Here is an 18,595-nt window from a genome sequence, read left to right as displayed (position 1 = left end):
AAAATCGTCCGGTGCGTAAAGATGAGCCGAACGACCTGCCGTCCGCACGCCGCGGGCGCTCTGTCCCCGCTTCAGCGCCGGCCCGCGCCGCGCGCGAGGTAGTGGCGCAAGCGCTCGACGCCCGCATCGAGCCGCGCCGGATCGCACGCATAGCACCAGCGCACGAACCCTTCGCCCTCCGGGCCGAACGCGCGCCCCGGCGCCAGTCCAAGCCCTGCCTCGCGCACCAGCGACTTGCAGAACGCGAGGCTGTCGTCCGCGCCCGGCAAGCGCAGGAACAGGTACATCGCGCCCGGCGGAGGCGGCACGTCGACGCCCGGCAACGTGCACAGCGCGGCGACCAGATGGTCACGCGCGCCGCGCAGCGCCGTGACGAACGACTGCACGAACGGCTCGCCGTCGCGCAGCGCGACTTCGCCCGCGGACTGGATGAAACCCGGCGCGCACGACGTGTTGTATTCGACCAGCTTCGACAGATCGCCCATGACCGACGCCGGCGCGACCAGCCATCCGAGCCGCCAGCCCGTCATCGCCCAGGCCTTCGAGAACGAATTCACGACGATCACCCGCTCGTCGCGCGACGCGATATCGAGAAACGACGACGCGCCGCCCGCGCCGAACGCGAGTCGCTCGTACACTTCGTCGGCGACCACCCAGATACCGTGACGTCGACAATGCGCGAGCACGGCCTGCTGGTCGTCGCGGGACATCGTCCAGCCGGTCGGATTGTTCGGCGAGTTGACGAACAGCATCCGCGTATCGGGCGTCAGCGCCGCGAGCAGCCGGTCGACGTCGAGCCGCCAGCCCGCGTCGCCATGGCCGAGCGGCACGCATTCGACCTGCGCACCGAGGATCTTCGGGATTTCGACGAGGTTCGGCCAGAGCGGCGTGACCGCGACGACGCGATCGCCCGGCCCGACCAGCAGTTGTGCGGCCAGCATCAGCGCGCTCACGCCCGAACTCGTCACGGCGATCGTATCGGCCGCCGTCGCGCCATGACGCGCGCTCACGTAGGCCGCGATCGCGTTGCGCAGCGGGACGGTGCCGAGGTTGTGCGTATAGAAGGTTGCGCCGTCTCGCAGCGCCGCCGCGGCCGCGTCGCGAACGAATGCCGGCGTCACGCGATCGGATTCACCGAACCAGAACGGCAACACGTCGGGCATGCCGAAGCCGGCGTTCGCCACCTCCCTGATCAGCGACGGCCGCAGCGCATGGACCGCGCTGCGTGCCGCCGGCTCGCCCGTCGCCGGGCCGACATCTGCGAAATGCGTCATCGAGCACCGCCACCGAGGAACACGATCCGCGTAGTGTACCGGCGGGCGCGCCGGATCCGCACCCTCAGTCGAGATCTTCCGCCCGCGCCGGCATCTGGCGCGCGAGCTCCCAGATCGCCTGCGCGGCGGGTGACAGCGACCGGTCGCGGCGCCGGACCAGCTCGACGGTGCGCTCGGTGCGCGGCGTCAGCGGCCGTGCGACCAGCGTCGATCCGGCCGGCAGCGGCAGCGACAGCCACGGCTGCACGCTCACGCCGACGCCGGCCTCGACGAGCCCGAATACCGTCGCCGAATGCCCGAGTTCCTGCATGACCGTCGCATTCACCCGATGGGCGGCCAGCGCAGCGTCGATCAGCGGCCGGCTTCCGGACGCATGATCGAGCAGCACGAGGCGCTCGCCGTCGAGTGCCGTCCACGGCACCTCGGCCTGCGCCGCAAGTGGATGATCGGCGCGCGCGACCAGGCAGAACGAATCGGTCATCAACGGTTCGCACACCAGATCGGCAACGGTGAGCGGCCCGATGACGACGCCGAAATCGACCTCGCTCGACTTGACCTTGCGCAGCACGTCGCTCTGCACGTCGTCGCGCAGGCCGAGCGTGACGAACGGGAACCGGCGCTCGCACGACGCGACGACGCGCGGCATCAGCCGGCACGCGATGGTCGGGCTCGCGGCGACGATCACGCGCCCCCGCCGCTGCTCGCCGATCTCGCGAATCTCGCGCAGCGTGTCGTCGAGATCGTCGATCAGGCGGGAGACGCTCGCGATCAGGTTCGTCCCGACGTCGGTCAGTTGCACGTCTCGCGTCGTGCGGTCGATCAGCTTCAGCCCGAGTTCCGCCTCGAGCTCGCGCACGCAACGGCTGACCGCGGACTGCGTGAGCCCGATCTCGCCGCCCGCGCGACTGAAGCTCCTGAGCCGCGCAACCTCGATGAATACGCGAAGCTGGCGCAGCGTAACGTTCATCCCCTCACCTCATCATTCGTCGACATCGATGCGCGATTTTAATGCGCGAAACACGCTCCGATGTGCGAATCCGGCATCGATCGCACATGTTTCGCTGCGGTGCAATATTCGCGCAAACGCACGTGGCGCGGGCGAATTGCACAAGATTGGTGATTGTCCCGATTTGCTGGCGGGTTATTTTGGCGTCTTATACGCCCCTAGCTGACTTAGCCGTTAGCCCGCTGCCAAGCGGCTCTCGAGGGAATCGCCTCCGACGTGGCACACATCGTGCATTACCTGGCGCACAGGGCGCAGGTTCTCGTCGGACGGAAGGCAGAAACGCCGCTGCCGGCCAACCGGACGCCCCCACCCGGCACTCGACGTTCGAGTGCTTGAAGAGTGCGCGGCGCAGGGCAGCGCACCGGAGTTAGCTTCGCTGAGGTGAGGACATGATGCTGTTCGACGATTTGAGAGATAACGAGTGGGCGCTGGTCGAAGGTCTGTTTTGCTCGGAACCCGCACGGAGCGAACGGCGCGGCCGTCCGCGCGTGGAGGCACGTTCGGTGGTCAACGCCGTGCTGTGGGTACTGTCGACGGGTGAAGGCTGGTCGAAGCTGCCGGGCCGCTATCCGTCGCCGCCGACCTGCCGCCGTCGCTTCGACGAATGGCAGGCAGACGGTACGCTCGCCGAAATCGTCAAGCGACTCGGCACGAGCGGCCGCCAGATCTCGTTGCGCGGGCGCATCGGAGCAAGCGCGACGAAGCCGCCCGCACCGCCGAGCCGCGACCGGCTGCGCGGCGCCTTCTGGACCAACCCGGAATCCTGGCGCGCCCCCGTGAAGATGGCGTAACGCATGCTCGATCGGGCGGCTTCGGCCGCCCGGTTTCTTTCAGCGCCACGCGCGTTGCGCGGCGATCGCGTCGTCGTCGATTACCGTTGTCGCGCCGCGATACATCTATTTACGATTATTTACAGCAAGCCTGCACTCCCGCGCTTACCTTAGCGACATATCAACAAGCCGCGCCGATGGCTTGAAGGGAGCCCCGCCATGAAACCAATGTCACTGCTCGTCGCATGCGGCATTGTCATTTCGCTGGCGCTGACCGCCCCCGTTCGCGCCGACGATCGCGCGAAGCCGCCTCACCGCCAGCAAGATCACCGGAACACCCTTCGCCAGCAACCGCCCGTCACGCCGCCCAACCGCCAGACCGTGCCGCGCGGCGACTTGCGCGGCGACATCGCCAGCAACGCGCGTGCGCGCATCGGCTCGCAGCCGTCCGACCTGCCGCGTCATCCGTAGCCCGGCAACCTGCGGGATTTCGCCAAAGAAAATTCCCGGATTCGGGAACTGCTCGATACGCGACGAGTCACATTCGTTGCCATGAGCACAGCGTGGCAACAGCAAAAGTATCCGGTACGCCCGTATCCTCGCGATACGGGCTTTTTTTTTGAGGTGTCGTATGAGGACAGGCGTACGCCTCTAGAGGCGGCTTTCGAGAATCGCCACGGCACTCGCTTCGCTCAATGCGTAGTCGTCCATACGGCGATCGGTCCAGGAAAGCAATTTCTCGTCGCGCTCGAGGCGCGCACATTCGGCTCGACCGTTATCGGTCAGCACCGCGATGTCGACCGGGGCATGGAAACCCGGTGCTGGAGCAACGGTCTTCTGCCTGACCGTGTCCATCAGCCCTAGCGACCGGAGATACTCGAACACGCCCGGGCGGCGCGCCCACGGTACCTGGCGGTACTGCACTCGTCTCAATGCGTCGAGCACCGCTTCGTTGGAATACGTGGCCATCTCGATTCTTTCTTAAAGTGCAGCGACAATGCGAAGCGGCGCGCCGGGCGGGAGCTCCGCCCGCCGATACCGCCACCGATTCTGGAGGCCGACGTTCGGCGTCGCGTCAGGGCCGGATCATCAGCCGTCCATAAAAAGACACCATACCCCAATCAAATTGATTCTGTTCGATTCATTTGCACTTCTCTTCGTCTGTTTCCTGCTCTGCCGCAAGCGGCGGCGACTCATCGCGATCGTCGGCGTCGCGCTGTTCTGGCTGCTCGCGACAGGCTGGCTCGCGGCGCCGCTCATCGCGTGGACCGAGGCGGGCGTGACACCGGTCGAGCACCCCGACATGCACGGCCGGACCACGCTGATCGCCCTCGGCGTCGGCACGCGGCGCGGCGAAACCGGCCTGCGGCCGCCTCCCGACGGAGAAGCGCGCATCCGCATGACCGCGGCGCTCTATCGCACGTGCCTGCAGCAGGCCACCCGCTGCACCGTGGTGATGTCGGGCGGCGACCCGCAACATCACGGCGAAACCGAGGCGGCCGTCTACGGGCGCCGGCTGGTCGCGGAAGGCGTCGCTCCCGGCGACCTCGTGCTCGAGCCGAACAGCCGTACGACCTACGAAAATGCGAAATTCACTGCGTCTATACTACGCTCACAACATGACGACACGCGCATTCTCGTCGCATCGTCTTACCAGATGCGCCGCGCATTGCTCGATTTCCGCCGTTTCGGCATCGATCCGCAGCCCGTTTATTCGAATCGCCGGCGTGCGCAAACGGGCTGGCTGCCCCGCTGGCGCAACCTGGAAGACGCGAACCAGGCCTTGCACGAGCTGGTCGGCATCGCGCAGTTCCACGTCTATCGATGGCTCGGGTGGTTTTGACGACGCTACGCGCACCGGCAGCGAAAGCGACGGCACCGCCCGGAATGGCATGCGCGTGACGGCATGCATGAAGTGTTGCGCGACTTCAACGGGGCCTTGCGCTGCGCCTCGATCCAGTGCACATTGATCCGTCACTTTTGTTACACTCGACACGCACTCGTTTGCAGTCGCCAGACAAAACGGCAACATTCGGGTTCATCACCACTTAGCGGAGGTAAAGCAATGAAGAAGACGTCCCTGGCTATTCTGGTCGCGATGTCGGCGCTGACTGGCGCAGCGTATGCGCAAGAGAGCACGCAAATCCAGACCATCACCGACCCGGCCAAGATCGCCGAGATCGAGCAGCGCGCACAGGCACTGCAACAGCAGCAAGCGGCCGAGGCTGCACAGCCGGCGGCGCAGGAAGAGCACCACGCCAAGAAGGCCGCTCACCACAAGGCAGCGAAGAAGGCCGGCAAGAAGGCCGCCAAGGCCGCTCCGGCAGACGCTGCCAGCCAGTAAGTTCGGCGGCACCGCACAAGCGAAAAAGCCGAATCCGGGCAACCGGGTTCGGCTTTTTGGGTTGCGGCGCCTGCGCGCTGTGCTAAAGTCGCGCACCGAATTTTTCCACCCGTGCGCACCCCGGTGCGGAGGACAGCATGAGCAACATTCATCTCGACATCGAGTGGACCGAAGAAGCCACTCGCAAGATCAAGCAACTGATGCCGCGCGGCTCGGACGACGCCTTCCTCGCGCTGCCGCCGATCGAGTGCCTGCCGATGGAGGGCGACGTGCTTTTCCTCGGTCCGCAAGGCAAGCAGCAACCGTTCATTGTCGCCGAACGCCAGTATCACCACGACGGCGATGCCGACTGGACGATCATCCTGATCCTCGACGTACCCAGCGCGTCGCACTGACGCGTCGCAGCGGCCGGCAACGCGTCCGGCCGCGCCACTTCGCCCACGCGCCTCGACAGCTCGCAAATCCCGGAACGATCGATCCAGTCCGCGACCGCTCCGCGGCAAGCGAGAATGAACGTCGAACACGCCTGCGCGGTCAACGCAGCCTCGCCCGCCCAATGCTCGCGAATACGAATCGCGTCAACCGGATCGGCGTGCCCTCGTGTTGCGGCCCCACAAAAAAAATTGCCCGCGCTTCAGAAGAAGCGCGGGCGAAACCGTCGCCCTACGAGGAAAGGCGACGGGGCCATCGAGATCCGCGCACGGCGCGGATCGTCATCGGTTGCGCCGGCGCTCGCAGCGCCGGCATCTGAAGACGTCGAGACCGTTGGTCGAGCGCTCGCGACACCCGCCCGTTCTCTGACGCCATCCTCCCTGTCCTAACGATTCGAACTTATAGAGCAGTTTGCGTGCCAGGTATATTTTCGAAAGCACACCATTGATCTATAAGGATATTTTCTCGGTCATGACGACGTAACACGTGTTCCGCCGCCGTAACGCGCGGATGTTACGTAACGTCACACGGAGGAATCGAACGCCCCGCAGATGCCCGCACCGACGCGCGTGACAATGAAAAAACCCGCCGAAAGGCGGGTTTTTTCGAAGACCGGAAGCGTACCGCGATCAGCGCAGCTGATTCACGAGCAGCCCCATGATCTGCCGGGCCGGTGACGACGCATCGATCGCACCCGAATCGTCGACGACTGCCACGCGCGTCTGGTCGGGCGTCAGCGCCTTCACGTTGACGCGATACTGCTTCGCCAGCTTTTCCTTCTTGCCGTGGAACAGCTGGCTCCAGAAGCCCTGCTCGGCCGCGCTCAGATCCTTCGGATCGACGTAGCGCACGAAATACAGACCCTTCGCGCGATCGCGATCGTCGACCGTGAAGTTCGCGCGATCGAGCGCGAGGCCGACGTGCAGCCACGACCGGTCGTACGGCTCGCCGAGCGTGACTTCGGACGGCACCGAGCCCGAATCGACGTCGTTGGCTTGCGACGACGTGCGCGCGACGTTCTGTGCGGCGATCGCGGCGGCGGCAGCCTTCGATGCGTCGGTATCCGCCTTCTTGTCCTTCGGCACCGTGTTGTCGTTGATGTTCGCGACCGGCGGCTCGCCGTTCTTCGCACGCTGCTCGTTCTGCGCGAGCACCGCCATCAGCCGCTTCAGGTATTCCGTCTCGAGCGCCGGATCGTTCGGCTTCGCTTCCCACTTGCTCGAATCGTTGTTCGCACCGGTGATCGCCTCGCGCATGCCCTTCTGGCTGATGAACACGTAGGAGCCGCCGTTCGGCGCCGAATCGAGGCGCGTACGGTACTTGTTGCGCTCGGCCGTCACGTACGAGTTGCCCATCGCCTTCGAGATCACGCTACGGATCAAGCCGTCGTTGATCTGCGGATGGGTTTCGTTCCAGTCGGTTTCCATCACGCCCTTGTCGCGCTGGTCAACGACGAGCAGGAAGCCCTGCTCCTGCCAGAAACGGCGCACTTGCGGCCAGATGTCCGCCGGCTTCTTGCCGTCGATCACGAGCCAGCTCTCGGTGCCGTCGCGCTGGATATGCATGCCGGCCACGGCGGGCGCGACGGTGTCCGTCGCGGGCGCCGCATGCTGGACCTGCTGAAGCGCAGACAGGGAAGTCGCGCCGCCCTGTGGCGGCAGCGAACGCTGATCGGCCGTCTCGTCGAGCATGTTGGGCGGCACTGCGAGCGACGCTTCCTTCGATTTCGAATCGCTCTTGTAGTCCACTTTCGTGGGCGACGACGTACCGCAACCGGCGACGAGCGCGCCGGTTGCGAGCACTGCAGCGAACCGCATGGTAAGACGAAGATCAGTCATGTTCGGGGAATCCTCTTCCGCTAAATCACGGCGCTTTCCGTGGATCAACCTTGCATTTTACCGGGGCCGCGCCGGGATGTGCAAAAAAGCGACGGGCAAGAAAAAACCCGCGCCAGCCTGAACTGACGCGGGTTCTTTGTCTGGTCGGGGCGAGAGGATTTGAACCTCCGACCACCTGCACCCCATGCAGGTACGCTACCAGGCTGCGCTACGCCCCGAAAGAAAAAAATTATAACAGACAGTTGCCCGGTTTAGAACGGGTCGCATGCATTTTGTGAATATTCCTGTGAAATTTTTTGCGAAACGCCGTGACGAGACGAGCCGGCCTCGATGCGGGCGGCAACGCGCATCCCGCCGCGCCCATGTACCGGCCAAGCAACCCGCTGATGCTCATGACTTGCGCGCGACACAGATGACCGTGAGGCCCGCCACCCGGTTGAACCGGAACATCGGCAACTCGACCCGGCAGATCAGCTTGAGCAAACCGTTGACGACCGGATGGTGCCGGCGCAATTGCGACGCCGGCTCGCGCGGTTGCCGGCGCGCCCGCTCGCTCAGTCGCAATGCCGCCGCGAGCGGAAACGTGAGGCCGAAGTAGTATGCGCCGTGCTCGACCTCCAGCCCTGCGCGACGCGCGACGTCTTCGAGACCGTCGAGCGTGTACCGGCGCTTGTGCTCGAGAAAATCGTCATGCGCGCTCCAGAGAAACTGAAACGCGGGAACCGTGATCAGGAACCGGCTGCCCTTCGGCGCGCCCGCCACATATCGCGCAAGCAACCCGACATCGTCGTCGACGTGCTCGAGAACATCCATCAGCAACACGAGATCGGCATCGAATCGATCGACGGCCCGGCGAAAATGAACGGGCTTGCCGGCCGCCTCCCCGTCGGTATCGTCGGTGTAGCTCGTATCGACACACCACGCTTCCGTCGCCCGCGTGCACTCGAGCAAATGCTTCGAAAAGAATCCCGAGCCCGCGCCGACATCGAGTATCCGGTGCGCGTCCGACGTGCCCAGGAACCGACGGATCGCGCTCGCCTTCGACGCGTAGTACCAGTGATCGCCGACATCCGCTCCCAATACGTCGAGTTCCTTCAGATCCATGACGCCTCCCCCGTGTCGGCCACCATGCTTTGATCTATCCAGCCACTGATGCCGATCTTACCGCGCCGCGGCCGTCGCACGTACGGCAAGTTGCGCGAATCGCACCGGTCACCCCTGTTGCGCCCTAATCGAAAAGGACGATGGCCGTTTCGCCGCGGATCGCTACCGTGCGCTTACCCGGCGCGAGATCGACGCGCACGGCGCATCGTCCGACTGCATGCCGGATCGATACGGTACGTCCGCGCTTTGCCGCGCGGCGCGGCGTGCCGGCAGCGGCTTCGGTCGCAGCCGCAGTCGCGACTTCCTGTCACCGTCTTCGACAAAGGCCAGTGAATGAATCAGAAAAACGAAATTTCCCGTCGACACTTTCTCCGGCTGGGTGCCGGAACGCTGGGCATCGCACTGGGAAGCGCGTCGCTTCTGTCCGCATGCGGCGGTGACTCGATCGCGGTCGCCCCCGTCACGACACCCAGGCTCGGTTCGGCAGCAAACTTTCGTGACACCGCGGGACCGAACGGAACGGGCTATGCCACCGCGAGCGGCGCACTGACGAAAAAAGGCGTGATCTACCGTTCGTCCGCACTCGCGTTGTCCGCGGCCGACCTCGCAACGGTCGATACGCTCGGCATTACGCAGGTGTGCGACCTGCGCACGACGTCCGAGATCCATGCGCAGCCGGATGTGCCATTGGCCGGCGCCATCTGGGAGAACCTCAACGTGCTCGGCGTCGCCAATCTCGGCCCGCTTCCGACCAGCGGCACGACTGCCGCAGCCTTCATGCAAAGCATGTACCGGGCGTTCGTGACATCGGATACGGCGCGGACGAGTTACCACACGCTATTCGCCGGCTTTGCCGCGTCCGGCGGCAACCTGGTGTTCCACTGCACGGCCGGCAAGGATCGCACCGGCTGGGCGACGGCCGTTCTGCACACGGTCCTCGGGGTCCCCCGGCAGACGATTCTCGCCGACTATCTGCTGACCAACGTCTACAGCGCGTCGGAAATCGCGGCGTATGTCGCGCAGGCACAGAAGAGCGGCGGGCAGGACGCGGCCGACATGATGGCCGCGCTGCAGAGCGCGCAGGCCGCCTATCTGCAGGCGGCATTCGATCAGGTCGTTATGTCGTACGGCTCGATGGCGTCCTACCTCGTTGACGGCCTGCAGCTGGACCAGACGACGCAGAATGCGATCCGGCAGCGCCTGCTGGTCTGATCGATCGTGCAGGCGGCAATAGCGATACCGCGTCCGTCGCCGCCCTGCCGCCTGCTCCCGCCTCGGACCGCAACCTTCATCGGGCACGAAAACCCGCGTCTGCCCACGCCGACGCCGGTTTGCCGATCGACGCGGCGCGCGCCGCCCGCCTCGACCGCAAAACCAAACGACCGTTTGATCCTGGCGACCCGCCATCGGGAATCCATTGTCCTGTCGTGCGCCGGCCAGCCTTGCATGGACGCCCGCTGTTTGGTAACGCCGCTCTAGCGCGCTATGCCACACTGCACGGCATCGACGTCCGCGCCGCGCATCGGCCGCGCGCCCTCGTCGATCACGACAAAGACATGGAGACAGACGATGCGGAATGCGGTCCGGCGCGGCCATCGCACGCCTTTGGCAAGGTTCGACTGGATGGCCGGCCCGCGGCGCGCGGCCGCCTCGGTTTCACAGGGCACCTCCCGTGCGCTCGGCTGCAGCGCGCTTGCGCTCGCGCTGCTCTGTGCCGGCTGCGCGGAACCGGCTGCGCAGCGTGACGGCAGCGGGTCGGCCGCATCGACGAAGATCGAGCGCGTCAAAGCCGAACGCCTCGCCCATGAACAGCAGATCGCCCGCACCGTGCCGTCGCTCGCGTCGATCAGCCTCACGCAGCCACGCCCGTTCACGCTGCGCGACTCGGGCCAGAACGGTGCGATGACGTTTCTGCGCGATGTCGATTTCCGCATCGTCAACAACCTCGGCTTCTTCATCCACCAGTTGTCCGCGACACTCGTGCCGACGCAGGCCGGCGCACCGATCGTGTTCGATGATCCGACGAGCTTCGAGATCGACGTGCACGAAGGCACGGTCACGCTCGACAACGCGAAGCTGACCGCGCTCTTCAACACCTACATTTTCGGTTACCGCAACGCGCCGCTGCGCAAGCTCGCGGTATCGGCCGGCGACGGCGTGATCCATCTGCAAGGCGAGATGCAGCGCGACGGCTGGGTGCCGTTCTCGCTGACCGGCACGCTCGCGATCCGCGATGGCAGCCAGCTCGTGTTCCACCCGACCGGGGTGCGCGTATCGGGCATCAATGCGCAGCCGGTGATGCGCGCGGCCAACGTGAAGATGGCCGATCTGCTGAAGGTCGAGACGCCGATCGCGCGGCTCGCCGGCGACGACCTCGTGATGTCGGTCGACAAGCTGATGCCGCCGCCGCGGCTGAAGATCAGGATCGCCGCGCTGCGCGTGACGCCGTCAGGCCTCGACCTGACGCTCGACGACGGCTCGCACGCCGGCTTCGCGCTGCCCGCGAATGCGCCGCAACAGGCGATGTTCATCCGCGGCGGCGACGTGAAATTCATGCGCTCGATGCCGATGAACGCCGACATCCTGATCGGCCCCGTCGATCCGACGAAGCGCGACCAGAATTTCGTGTTCGACCTGTACCACTATCGCGACCAGGTGTCGGCCGGCTATTTCAATTTCGACGAAAGCGGCGCGATGGCGATCCGGATGCCGTCGTATGCGGGCCCCGCGAGCGGCGCCGCGCTCGGCAATGCCGCCGCCCGCCTGAACGACAGCTTCCTCGCCGCGCAGCAGGACGCGTTGCGCGACTCGCGCCAGCACTGGGAAGCGTTTGCGCTCATGGCCGGCACGGAGCGATTCGGCATGCAGAAAGTCGCGATGCGGCGCTCGTCGACCACGCCGTTCAACGAACGGCACGTGTCGAACCGCCACCCGACGATCCACCTGCACAACGTCGACTTCAACCTGTCCGGCGACATCGGCTTCCATGTCGAGGACCTCGACGTGCAGCTCATCGCGAAACGGCCCGGCGAACCGGTCGACCTCGACGATCCGAACCAGTACGACATTCGCATTCTCGGCGGGACGGTCGTCGAATCATGGAAGGCGATGTCGGCGCTCTTCAACAACTACCTGCTCGACTACGCGCCGCGCTCGCTGAACGACCTGCAATTGAGCGCGGATGGCCAGGACCTGCGCGTCCAGGGCGGCATCAAGCTCTGGAATCACGTGCCCGGCGTGTGGCTGCCGACCGACATGAAGGGCGCGCTGTCGGTGCTCGACGACCGGCACCTCGCGTTCAAGCCGTCGCAGGTGTCGGTGCTCGGCATCCCGCAGGCGAAACTGCTGCGCTCGCTCGGCATCGAGCTCGCGTCGCTGACGCCGCTGCAGCGCCGCGGCGCGCAACTGCGCGGCGACACGCTCGTGCTCGACCAGTACACCGTCTTTCCGCCGCCGGTGCTGAACGGCAAGCTCGGCGAGGCGACGGTCGAACGCGACGGACTGCGGCTCACGTTCCGGCGCGCCGCCGACACACCCGTGCCGAAGCGGCCGCAGATCGACGCGCCGAGCTACATGTGGATGGAAGGCGGCGACATGAAGATGTTCAACGTGCTCGAACTGAACGTGCGCGCGCTGATCCGGAATTCGGCCGAGGCCGGCCCGATGCGTTTCGACCTGTACGGCTACCGCCGCCAGGTCGCGCAGGGCTCGGTGCGGATGTTGCCGGACGGCACGCTGGTCGTCGACATGGGCAAGCCGGATCCGCTCGCATCGCGCTGACATCGAGGACACGCACGCATGAAAAAACCCGGTGGCGCTGAACTTCGCCAACCGGGCTTTTTCCTGATTCGGGCGTCGCACTCAGTCGTGCTTCAGTCCCTCGATCACGTCGAGGAGCGCCTGCCGCAACGCAATCACGTCGACCGTTGCCCCCGGCCTGTCCGGCACACGCGCATCGGCGGCCGGGGCGTCGGGCTCGACGGGCGCCGCAGCGCGTTCGCCGCCCGGCGAATCGAGCCGGTTGCGCGCCCCGTTGATCGTGAACCCCTGTTCGTACAGCAACTCGCGAATCCGCCGGATCAGCAGCACTTCGTGGTGCTGGTAGTACCGGCGATTGCCACGCCGCTTCACCGGCCGCAACTGCGTGAATTCCTGTTCCCAGTAACGCAGCACGTGCGGCTTGACCCCGCACAGCTCACTGACTTCACCGATCGTGAAGTAGCGCTTCGCGGGAATCGGAGGCAAGACGACTTTCTCAACCGTAGTGGTCATCGTCGGTTAACCGTCGGTAAAGGGTGCGCGGCGGCCGCGCAGAGACGACAGCGCGCGGGCGTTACTCCGTGCCGTTTTCGACCAGCGCCTTCAGCTTCTGGCTCGCGTGGAAGGTTACCACCCTGCGGGCCGCGATCGGAATCGCTTCGCCCGTCTTCGGATTGCGGCCCGGACGCTGCGGCTTGTCGCGCAGCTGGAAATTGCCGAACCCCGACAGCTTGACGCTTTCACCGTTTTCGAGCGCGTCGCGGATCACTTCGAAAAACGCCTCGACCATGTCCTTCGCTTCACGCTTGTTCAGCCCGACGCTGTCGAACAGCAGCTCCGCCAGTTCCGCTTTCGTCAGCGTCGGCGTCTCGGTGGACGCCGGCGCCGAAGCGTCGCGGTTCATGGCGCTGCGTTGCGCCGTCAGGAGGGCTTCGAATTCACTCGAGGTCATGTCGTTCATATCTGCCATACAGCGCGTTAAACCAAAACTCACGATGGGGAAAAGCCGCCCGCGAACGGGCAGCCCCTCTCCTTAGCCGCGCAGGCGAGCACCGGCACGCGCCATCCGCTCGACCAGCGTCTGGATCGCCTGATCGACGACTTCGTCCTGCAGCGTGCCAGCCGCGTCCTGTAGCGTCACGCGGAACGCAAGGCTCTTCTCGTGCGCGGCAAGACCACCGGAAGTATTTGATTTTGCACGAAATTCGTCGAAGAGTACAACCCTCTGAACGAATCGGCAGGCGTCTTCGGCCAGCGCCTTCTTCATTTCGTCGAAAAGTGCCTGAACCTCGACCGCCTGATCGACCACGACGGCGATGTCGCGCCGTACCGGCGGGAATTTCGACACGTCGGTCGGTGCCGGCAGCGCACGCGCGATCAGCGCGTCCGCGTCGATTTCGAACATCACCGGCGCGTGCGGCAGCTCGTACTTCTGCATCAGGCGCGGATGCAGCTCGCCGATCCAGCCGGCCGCGCGGCCATCGACTTCGATGCGCGCGCTGCGGCCCGGATGGAGGGCCGGATGCCCGGCCTTCACGAAGCGCGCGGCGGCCGGCGCGAGCAGCGCCTCGAGATCGCCCTTCACGTCGAAGAAATCGACCGCGCGGGTCGCCACGCCCCACTGTTCGTCGACCGCCGGGCCGTACGCGAGCGCGCCGACACGCTTCGGCTGCGTGTAGCCTTCGACGGTCAGCTCGCCGGCCTTCACCGACGGATCGGCGAGGAACACGCGGCCCGCCTCGAACACGCGCACGCGATCCGCGCGACGGTTCAGGTTGTGGCGCAGCACCGAGATCAGGCTGCCGAACAGCGTCGTGCGCATCACCGACAGCTGGCTCGCGATCGGGTTCAGCAGGCGGATCGGGTTGTCGTTGCCGGCGAAATCGTGCTCCCACTCCGCATCGACGAAGCTGAAGTTGACCGTTTCCGCATAGTCGCGCGCCGCCAGCGCATGACGGATGTCGTGGATCGATCGCTGCGTCTCGTTGGTCGCGCGCATCTCGCTCGTCGCGACCGGCGGACGCGCCGGAATTTTCTCGAAGCCGTAGATGCGTGCGACTTCCTCGATCAGGTCTTCCTCGATCTCGATGTCGAAGCGGTGCGACGGCGGCGTGACCAGGAATGCGTCGTCGTCACGCTCGAACGGCAGGCCGAGGCGCGTGAAGATGTTCGCGATCTCGTCGGCGTCGATCTTCACGCCGATGATGCGGTTCGCGCGCGACACGCGCATCTTCACCGGCGCGCGCTGCGGCAGGTTGACCGCCTGATCGTCGACCGGGCCGGCCTTGCCGCCGCAGATCTCGAGAATCAGCTGGGTAATGCGCTCGACGTGCTCGACCGTCGTCGCATAGTCGACGCCACGCTCGAAGCGATGGGCCGCATCGGTCGAGAAGTTGTACTTGCGCGCGCGGCCACGGATGCTGTCCGGCCACCAGAACGCGGCCTCCAGATAGATGTTGGTCGTGTCGAGCGTGACGGCCGTGCTGTCGCCGCCCATGATGCCCGCGAGGCTTTCGACGTGACGGTCGTCCGCGATCACGCCGACCGCTTCGTCGAGTTCGATCGTGTTGCCGTTCAGCAGCTTCAGCGACTCGCCGCGCAGGCCCCAGCGCACCTCGATGCCGCCGTGGATCTTGTCCAGGTCGAACACGTGCGACGGACGGCCGAGCTCGAACATCACGTAGTTCGAGATGTCGACGAGCGCCGACACGCTGCGCTGGCCCGAACGCTCGAGGCGCTCGACCATCCATTGCGGCGTCTTCGCGTGCGCGTTCACGCCGCGGATCACGCGGCCCGAGAAGCGGCCGCACAGATCGGGCGCGGCAATGCGCACGGGCAGCGTCTCGTCGAGCTCGACGCGCACCGGGCGGATATCGACAGGCGTCAGCGGCGCGCCGGTGATCGCGGCCGTCTCGCGCGCGATGCCGAACACGGACAGGCAGTCGGCCTTGTTCGGCGTCAGCTTGATTTCGAAGATCGTGTCGTCGAGATTGAGCGTGTCGCGGATGTCCTGTCCGACCGGCGTGTCTCCCGGCAGGATCAGCAGGCCGCTGTGGTCCTCGGACAGCTTCAGCTCGCGTGCGGAGCACAGCATCCCCTGGCTTTCCACGCCGCGCAGCTTCGACAGCTTGATCGCGAACGGCTTGCCGCCCTCTTCTGCCGGCGGCAGTTCCGCGCCGACCAGCGCGACCGGCACCTTGATGCCGGGCGCCACGTTCGGTGCGCCGCACACGATATTCAGCGTCGCGCCGGTGCCGGCGTCGACCTGGCAGACATTGAGCTTGTCCGCATCCGGATGCTTGACGACTTCGAGCACGCGCCCGACGACGATCTTCGACGTCGGCGGCGCAGCCTTGCTCAGCGATTCGACTTCGAGCCCCGCCATCGTCAGCGCGTGCGACAGTTCATCGGTCGTCAGCTGCGGGTCGACAAAGGTTCTCAACCAGGATTCAGGGAATTGCATGGATGTCTACGTTCGAAACAGGTTAGATCGACGCCCGGGCCCCGTCGGAAACGTCCGGCGGGGCGTGCGCGGGCACATGTCGGCGCGGCGCGTGCGTTATGCGAACTGGCGCAGGAAACGCAGATCGTTCTCGAAGAACAGCCGGAGATCCTGCACGCCGTAGCGCAGCATCGTCAGGCGCTCGAGGCCGCTGCCGAACGCAAAGCCGATGTAGCGCTCGGGATCGAGGCCCATGTTGCGGATCACGGTCGGATGCACCTGCCCCGAGCCGGAGATCTCGAGCCATTTGCCGGCGTTCTTGCCGTGCTCGAACATCATGTCGATCTCGGCCGACGGTTCCGTGAACGGGAAATACGACGGGCGGAAGCGCACGAGGATGTCGTCGCGCTCGAAGAATTTCTTCAGGAAGTCGGTATAGACGCCCTTGAGGTCGGCGAAACTGATGTTTTCGTCGATCCACAGCCCCTCGACCTGATTGAACATCGGCGAGTGGGTCGCATCGCTGTCGACGCGATACGTGCGGCCCGGCGCGATCACCTTGATCGGCGGACGGTTCATGCGCGCGTAACGCACCTGCATCGGGCTCGTGTGCGTGCGCAGCAGCAGCTGGCGGCCGTCGGCATCCTTGCCTTCGACGTAGAAGGTGTCCTGCATCGAACGCGCCGGATGGTTCTCCGGGCTGTTCAGCGACGTGAAGTTGTACCAGTCGGTCTCGATTTCGGGACCGTCGGCCACGTCGAAGCCGATCGAGCGGAAAATCTGTTCGACACGCTCCCAGGTGCGCATCACGGGGTGCAGGCTGCCTGCGCCGGCGCCGCGGCCCGGCAGCGTGACGTCGATCGCCTCGGCGGCGAGGCGCTGGTTCAAGAGCGCATCGGCGAGCGCCTGGCGGCGTGCGGTCAGCGCGGCTTCAACCTGCTGCTTCGCGACGTTGATGCGTGCGCCTTCGGTCTTGCGTGCTTCGGGATCGAGCTTGCCGAGGCCCTTGAGCAACTCGGTCAGCGCACCCGACTTGCCGAGAAATCGTGCTTTCTCGTTTTCGAGCGTGGTGATGTCGGCAGCCTGTTCGAAGGACTGCTGCGCGTCGGCGACAATCTGGTCCAGATCCATAGATCCCATCATTTCCAACGTCATTCGGTCTTGGCGGGCAAAACTGCTCACCAAACAAAAAAGGGGCTCGGAAGAGCCCCGTTTTCGCTGCAGCGGCCGAGACTACCGGAACCTCGCTGCAACTAACCACGCAGTGCTAATTTCGCAATTAGGCTGCAACGGCGGCTTTCACCTGCTTGACGATCGCAGCAAAAGCAGCCTTGTCGAACACCGCCATGTCGGCCAGGACCTTACGGTCGAGTTCGATCGACGCCTTCTTCAGGCCGTTGATGAACACGCTGTAGGTCATGTCGTGCTGGCGAACCGCCGCGTTGATACGCGTGATCCACAGTGCGCGGAACACACGCTTCTTGTTGCGGCGATCGCGGTACGCGTACTGGCCAGCACGCATCACCGCCTGCTTGGCGATGCGGTAGACGTTATTGCGACGGCCGCGATAACCCTTGGCCAGGTTGATGATCTTCTTGTGGCGGGCCCGTGCGGTTACCCCACGTTTGACTCGAGGCATGTTTCTCTCCTTGGAGTATCAGTTGAGGGGTTACGCGAACGGCAGCATCGCGCGGACGGAGTTCAGATCGGAATCATGAACTGCCGTTGCGCCGCGCAGGTGACGCTTGTTCTTCGTGGTTTTCTTGGTCAGGATGTGACGCTTGAAGGCTTGACCGCGCTTGACGGTGCCGCCCGGACGCACCACGAAGCGCTTTGCAGCGCTCTTCTTGGTCTTCATCTTAGGCATGACGAACAACTCCAGTTTATTAGATGGCGATGGGTGTGCGGTTGGCTTGCGCCCTTGACCCGCCCTTCGAAACCCAGTCCACTTGTGTACGGCGAACCGCTTGCGCAGCCGCCGTCATCGTTGGCGCGCCGCCCTGACCGGGCAACGCACCGAACCACTTTCGAACCTGCGCGCGTTGCGCGCGGGCCCGTTACTTCTTTTTCTTCGGCGAGAGCACCATGATCATCTGGCGCCCTTCCATCTTCGGCATCTGCTCGACCTGGCCGACTTCCTCGAGATCCGTGCGCAGACGCTCAAGCATCCGCATGCCGATCTCCTGGTGAGCCATTTCGCGGCCGCGGAAACGCAACGTGATCTTCGTCTTGTCGCCCTCTTCGAGGAAGCGCACGAGGTTGCGAAGCTTGACGTTGTAGTCACCGTCATCGGTACCCGGGCGGAATTTGACTTCCTTCACCTGGATAACCTTCTGCTTCAGCTTCGCTTCGTGTTGCTTCTTGGACTCCTGATACTTGAACTTGCCGTAGTCCATCAAACGGCAGACCGGCGGAACGGCTTGCGGCGCGATTTCCACCAGGTCAACGTCAAGCTCTTCCGATTTACGGAAAGCATCAGCGAGTTTTACGATTCCGAGCGGTTCGTTCTCGATCCCGACCAGACGCACTTCCGGCGCAGAGATTTCACCGTTGATGCGATGCGACGACTTATCAGTAGCGATGTTACGTTTCCTCTAAAAATTAAAAAAACGAGCCGCGCTGCCAG

Annotated in this window: 18 protein-coding genes, 1 tRNA gene and 1 pseudogene; 7 read left to right on the top strand and 13 right to left on the bottom strand. The window is 64.9% G+C overall.

Annotated elements, in window-relative coordinates; translation table 11 throughout:
* Window positions 1-71: 71 nt before the first annotated feature.
* Window positions 72-1,274, bottom strand: a complete 1,203-nt coding sequence (locus DIE21_RS26580; RefSeq protein WP_124500477.1) for a pyridoxal phosphate-dependent aminotransferase — start codon at window positions 1,272-1,274, stop codon at window positions 72-74.
* 64 nt (window positions 1,275-1,338) lie between these two features.
* Window positions 1,339-2,241 (bottom strand): LysR family transcriptional regulator, encoded by a 903-nt coding sequence (locus DIE21_RS26575; protein ID WP_124500476.1) that lies wholly within the window; start codon window positions 2,239-2,241, stop codon window positions 1,339-1,341.
* A gap of 431 nt (window positions 2,242-2,672) precedes the next feature.
* Here DIE21_RS26575 and DIE21_RS26570 point away from each other — a divergent pair.
* Together DIE21_RS26570 and DIE21_RS26565 are read left to right on the top strand one after the other, a co-directional pair.
* Window positions 2,673-3,068: pseudogene (locus DIE21_RS26570) on the top strand (transposase); the annotation flags it as partial.
* A 201-nt stretch (window positions 3,069-3,269) separates the two neighbouring features.
* Window positions 3,270-3,521, top strand: coding sequence for a hypothetical protein (locus DIE21_RS26565; RefSeq protein WP_124500475.1), 252 nt, complete (start codon window positions 3,270-3,272; stop codon window positions 3,519-3,521).
* Between the two features lie 180 nt (window positions 3,522-3,701).
* On the opposite strand, the gene DIE21_RS26560 is transcribed toward DIE21_RS26565, so the two are convergent.
* Window positions 3,702-4,019 (bottom strand): hypothetical protein, encoded by a 318-nt coding sequence (locus tag DIE21_RS26560; protein ID WP_006754206.1) that lies wholly within the window; start codon window positions 4,017-4,019, stop codon window positions 3,702-3,704.
* Between the two features lie 157 nt (window positions 4,020-4,176).
* Between DIE21_RS26560 and DIE21_RS26555 the strand changes: the two genes are divergently transcribed.
* The 3 genes from DIE21_RS26555 (at window position 4,177) to DIE21_RS26545 (ending at window position 5,789) form a co-directional block, all read left to right on the top strand.
* A complete protein-coding gene (locus tag DIE21_RS26555) occupies window positions 4,177-4,893 on the top strand; it encodes a YdcF family protein (protein WP_124500474.1) in 717 nt (238 codons plus the stop codon).
* 222 nt (window positions 4,894-5,115) lie between these two features.
* Window positions 5,116-5,394: a hypothetical protein gene (locus DIE21_RS26550; protein ID WP_059684490.1), complete on the top strand. Its 279-nt coding sequence runs from the start codon at window positions 5,116-5,118 to the stop codon at window positions 5,392-5,394.
* A 137-nt stretch (window positions 5,395-5,531) separates the two neighbouring features.
* Window positions 5,532-5,789 carry a DNA-binding protein gene (locus DIE21_RS26545; protein ID WP_124500473.1) on the top strand — a complete coding sequence of 86 codons (258 nt, stop codon included), beginning with the start codon at window positions 5,532-5,534 and terminating at the stop codon, window positions 5,787-5,789.
* 666 nt (window positions 5,790-6,455) lie between these two features.
* Here the strand turns inward: DIE21_RS26545 and bamC are convergent.
* From bamC to DIE21_RS26530, 3 genes are all read right to left on the bottom strand, one after another.
* Window positions 6,456-7,664 (bottom strand): outer membrane protein assembly factor BamC, encoded by a 1,209-nt coding sequence (gene bamC / locus DIE21_RS26540; RefSeq protein WP_124500472.1) that lies wholly within the window; start codon window positions 7,662-7,664, stop codon window positions 6,456-6,458.
* Window positions 7,665-7,805: 141 nt separating this feature from the next.
* Window positions 7,806-7,882, bottom strand: a tRNA-Pro gene (locus tag DIE21_RS26535).
* Window positions 7,883-8,054: 172 nt separating this feature from the next.
* Window positions 8,055-8,768 carry a bifunctional 2-polyprenyl-6-hydroxyphenol methylase/3-demethylubiquinol 3-O-methyltransferase UbiG gene (locus DIE21_RS26530; RefSeq protein ID WP_124500471.1) on the bottom strand — a complete coding sequence of 238 codons (714 nt, stop codon included), beginning with the start codon at window positions 8,766-8,768 and terminating at the stop codon, window positions 8,055-8,057.
* A 333-nt stretch (window positions 8,769-9,101) separates the two neighbouring features.
* Here DIE21_RS26530 and DIE21_RS26525 point away from each other — a divergent pair, with 333 nt between their 5' ends.
* Complete coding sequence (locus tag DIE21_RS26525) at window positions 9,102-9,980, top strand: tyrosine-protein phosphatase (protein ID WP_124500470.1); 879 nt, start codon at window positions 9,102-9,104, stop codon at window positions 9,978-9,980.
* 357 nt (window positions 9,981-10,337) lie between these two features.
* Entirely contained in the window at window positions 10,338-12,548 is a 2,211-nt protein-coding gene (locus DIE21_RS26520) for a hypothetical protein (protein WP_124500469.1), read from the top strand.
* A gap of 81 nt (window positions 12,549-12,629) precedes the next feature.
* Here DIE21_RS26520 and DIE21_RS26515 read toward each other — a convergent pair whose 3' ends face one another.
* From DIE21_RS26515 to infC, 7 genes are all read right to left on the bottom strand, one after another.
* A complete protein-coding gene (locus tag DIE21_RS26515; protein WP_124500468.1) occupies window positions 12,630-13,040 on the bottom strand; it encodes a MerR family transcriptional regulator in 411 nt (136 codons plus the stop codon).
* A gap of 61 nt (window positions 13,041-13,101) precedes the next feature.
* The gene (locus DIE21_RS26510) at window positions 13,102-13,488 is read right to left on the bottom strand and encodes an integration host factor subunit alpha (RefSeq protein ID WP_046545481.1); all 387 of its coding nucleotides are present in this window, start codon (window positions 13,486-13,488) and stop codon (window positions 13,102-13,104) included.
* Window positions 13,489-13,560: 72 nt separating this feature from the next.
* On the bottom strand, window positions 13,561-15,990 hold the full coding sequence (gene pheT / locus DIE21_RS26505; protein ID WP_124500467.1) for a phenylalanine--tRNA ligase subunit beta: 2,430 nt from the start codon (window positions 15,988-15,990) through the stop codon (window positions 13,561-13,563).
* A 96-nt stretch (window positions 15,991-16,086) separates the two neighbouring features.
* On the bottom strand, window positions 16,087-17,100 hold the full coding sequence (pheS, locus tag DIE21_RS26500) for a phenylalanine--tRNA ligase subunit alpha (protein ID WP_006753318.1): 1,014 nt from the start codon (window positions 17,098-17,100) through the stop codon (window positions 16,087-16,089).
* A 148-nt stretch (window positions 17,101-17,248) separates the two neighbouring features.
* Window positions 17,249-17,608: a 50S ribosomal protein L20 gene (gene rplT, locus DIE21_RS26495; RefSeq protein WP_004192938.1), complete on the bottom strand. Its 360-nt coding sequence runs from the start codon at window positions 17,606-17,608 to the stop codon at window positions 17,249-17,251.
* Window positions 17,609-17,638: 30 nt separating this feature from the next.
* The gene (gene rpmI / locus DIE21_RS26490) at window positions 17,639-17,836 is read right to left on the bottom strand and encodes a 50S ribosomal protein L35 (RefSeq protein WP_004191477.1); all 198 of its coding nucleotides are present in this window, start codon (window positions 17,834-17,836) and stop codon (window positions 17,639-17,641) included.
* A gap of 190 nt (window positions 17,837-18,026) precedes the next feature.
* On the bottom strand, window positions 18,027-18,551 hold the full coding sequence (gene infC / locus DIE21_RS26485; RefSeq protein WP_124500466.1) for a translation initiation factor IF-3: 525 nt from the start codon (window positions 18,549-18,551) through the stop codon (window positions 18,027-18,029).
* Between the last annotated feature and the right edge of the window lie 44 nt (window positions 18,552-18,595).

It is taken from the genome of Burkholderia sp. Bp9140, assembly GCF_003853425.1.
Classification (GTDB): domain Bacteria; phylum Pseudomonadota; class Gammaproteobacteria; order Burkholderiales; family Burkholderiaceae; genus Burkholderia.
The sequence above is the reverse complement of the archived record's forward strand: the minus strand, read 5'-3'. Positions and strand labels throughout refer to the sequence as shown.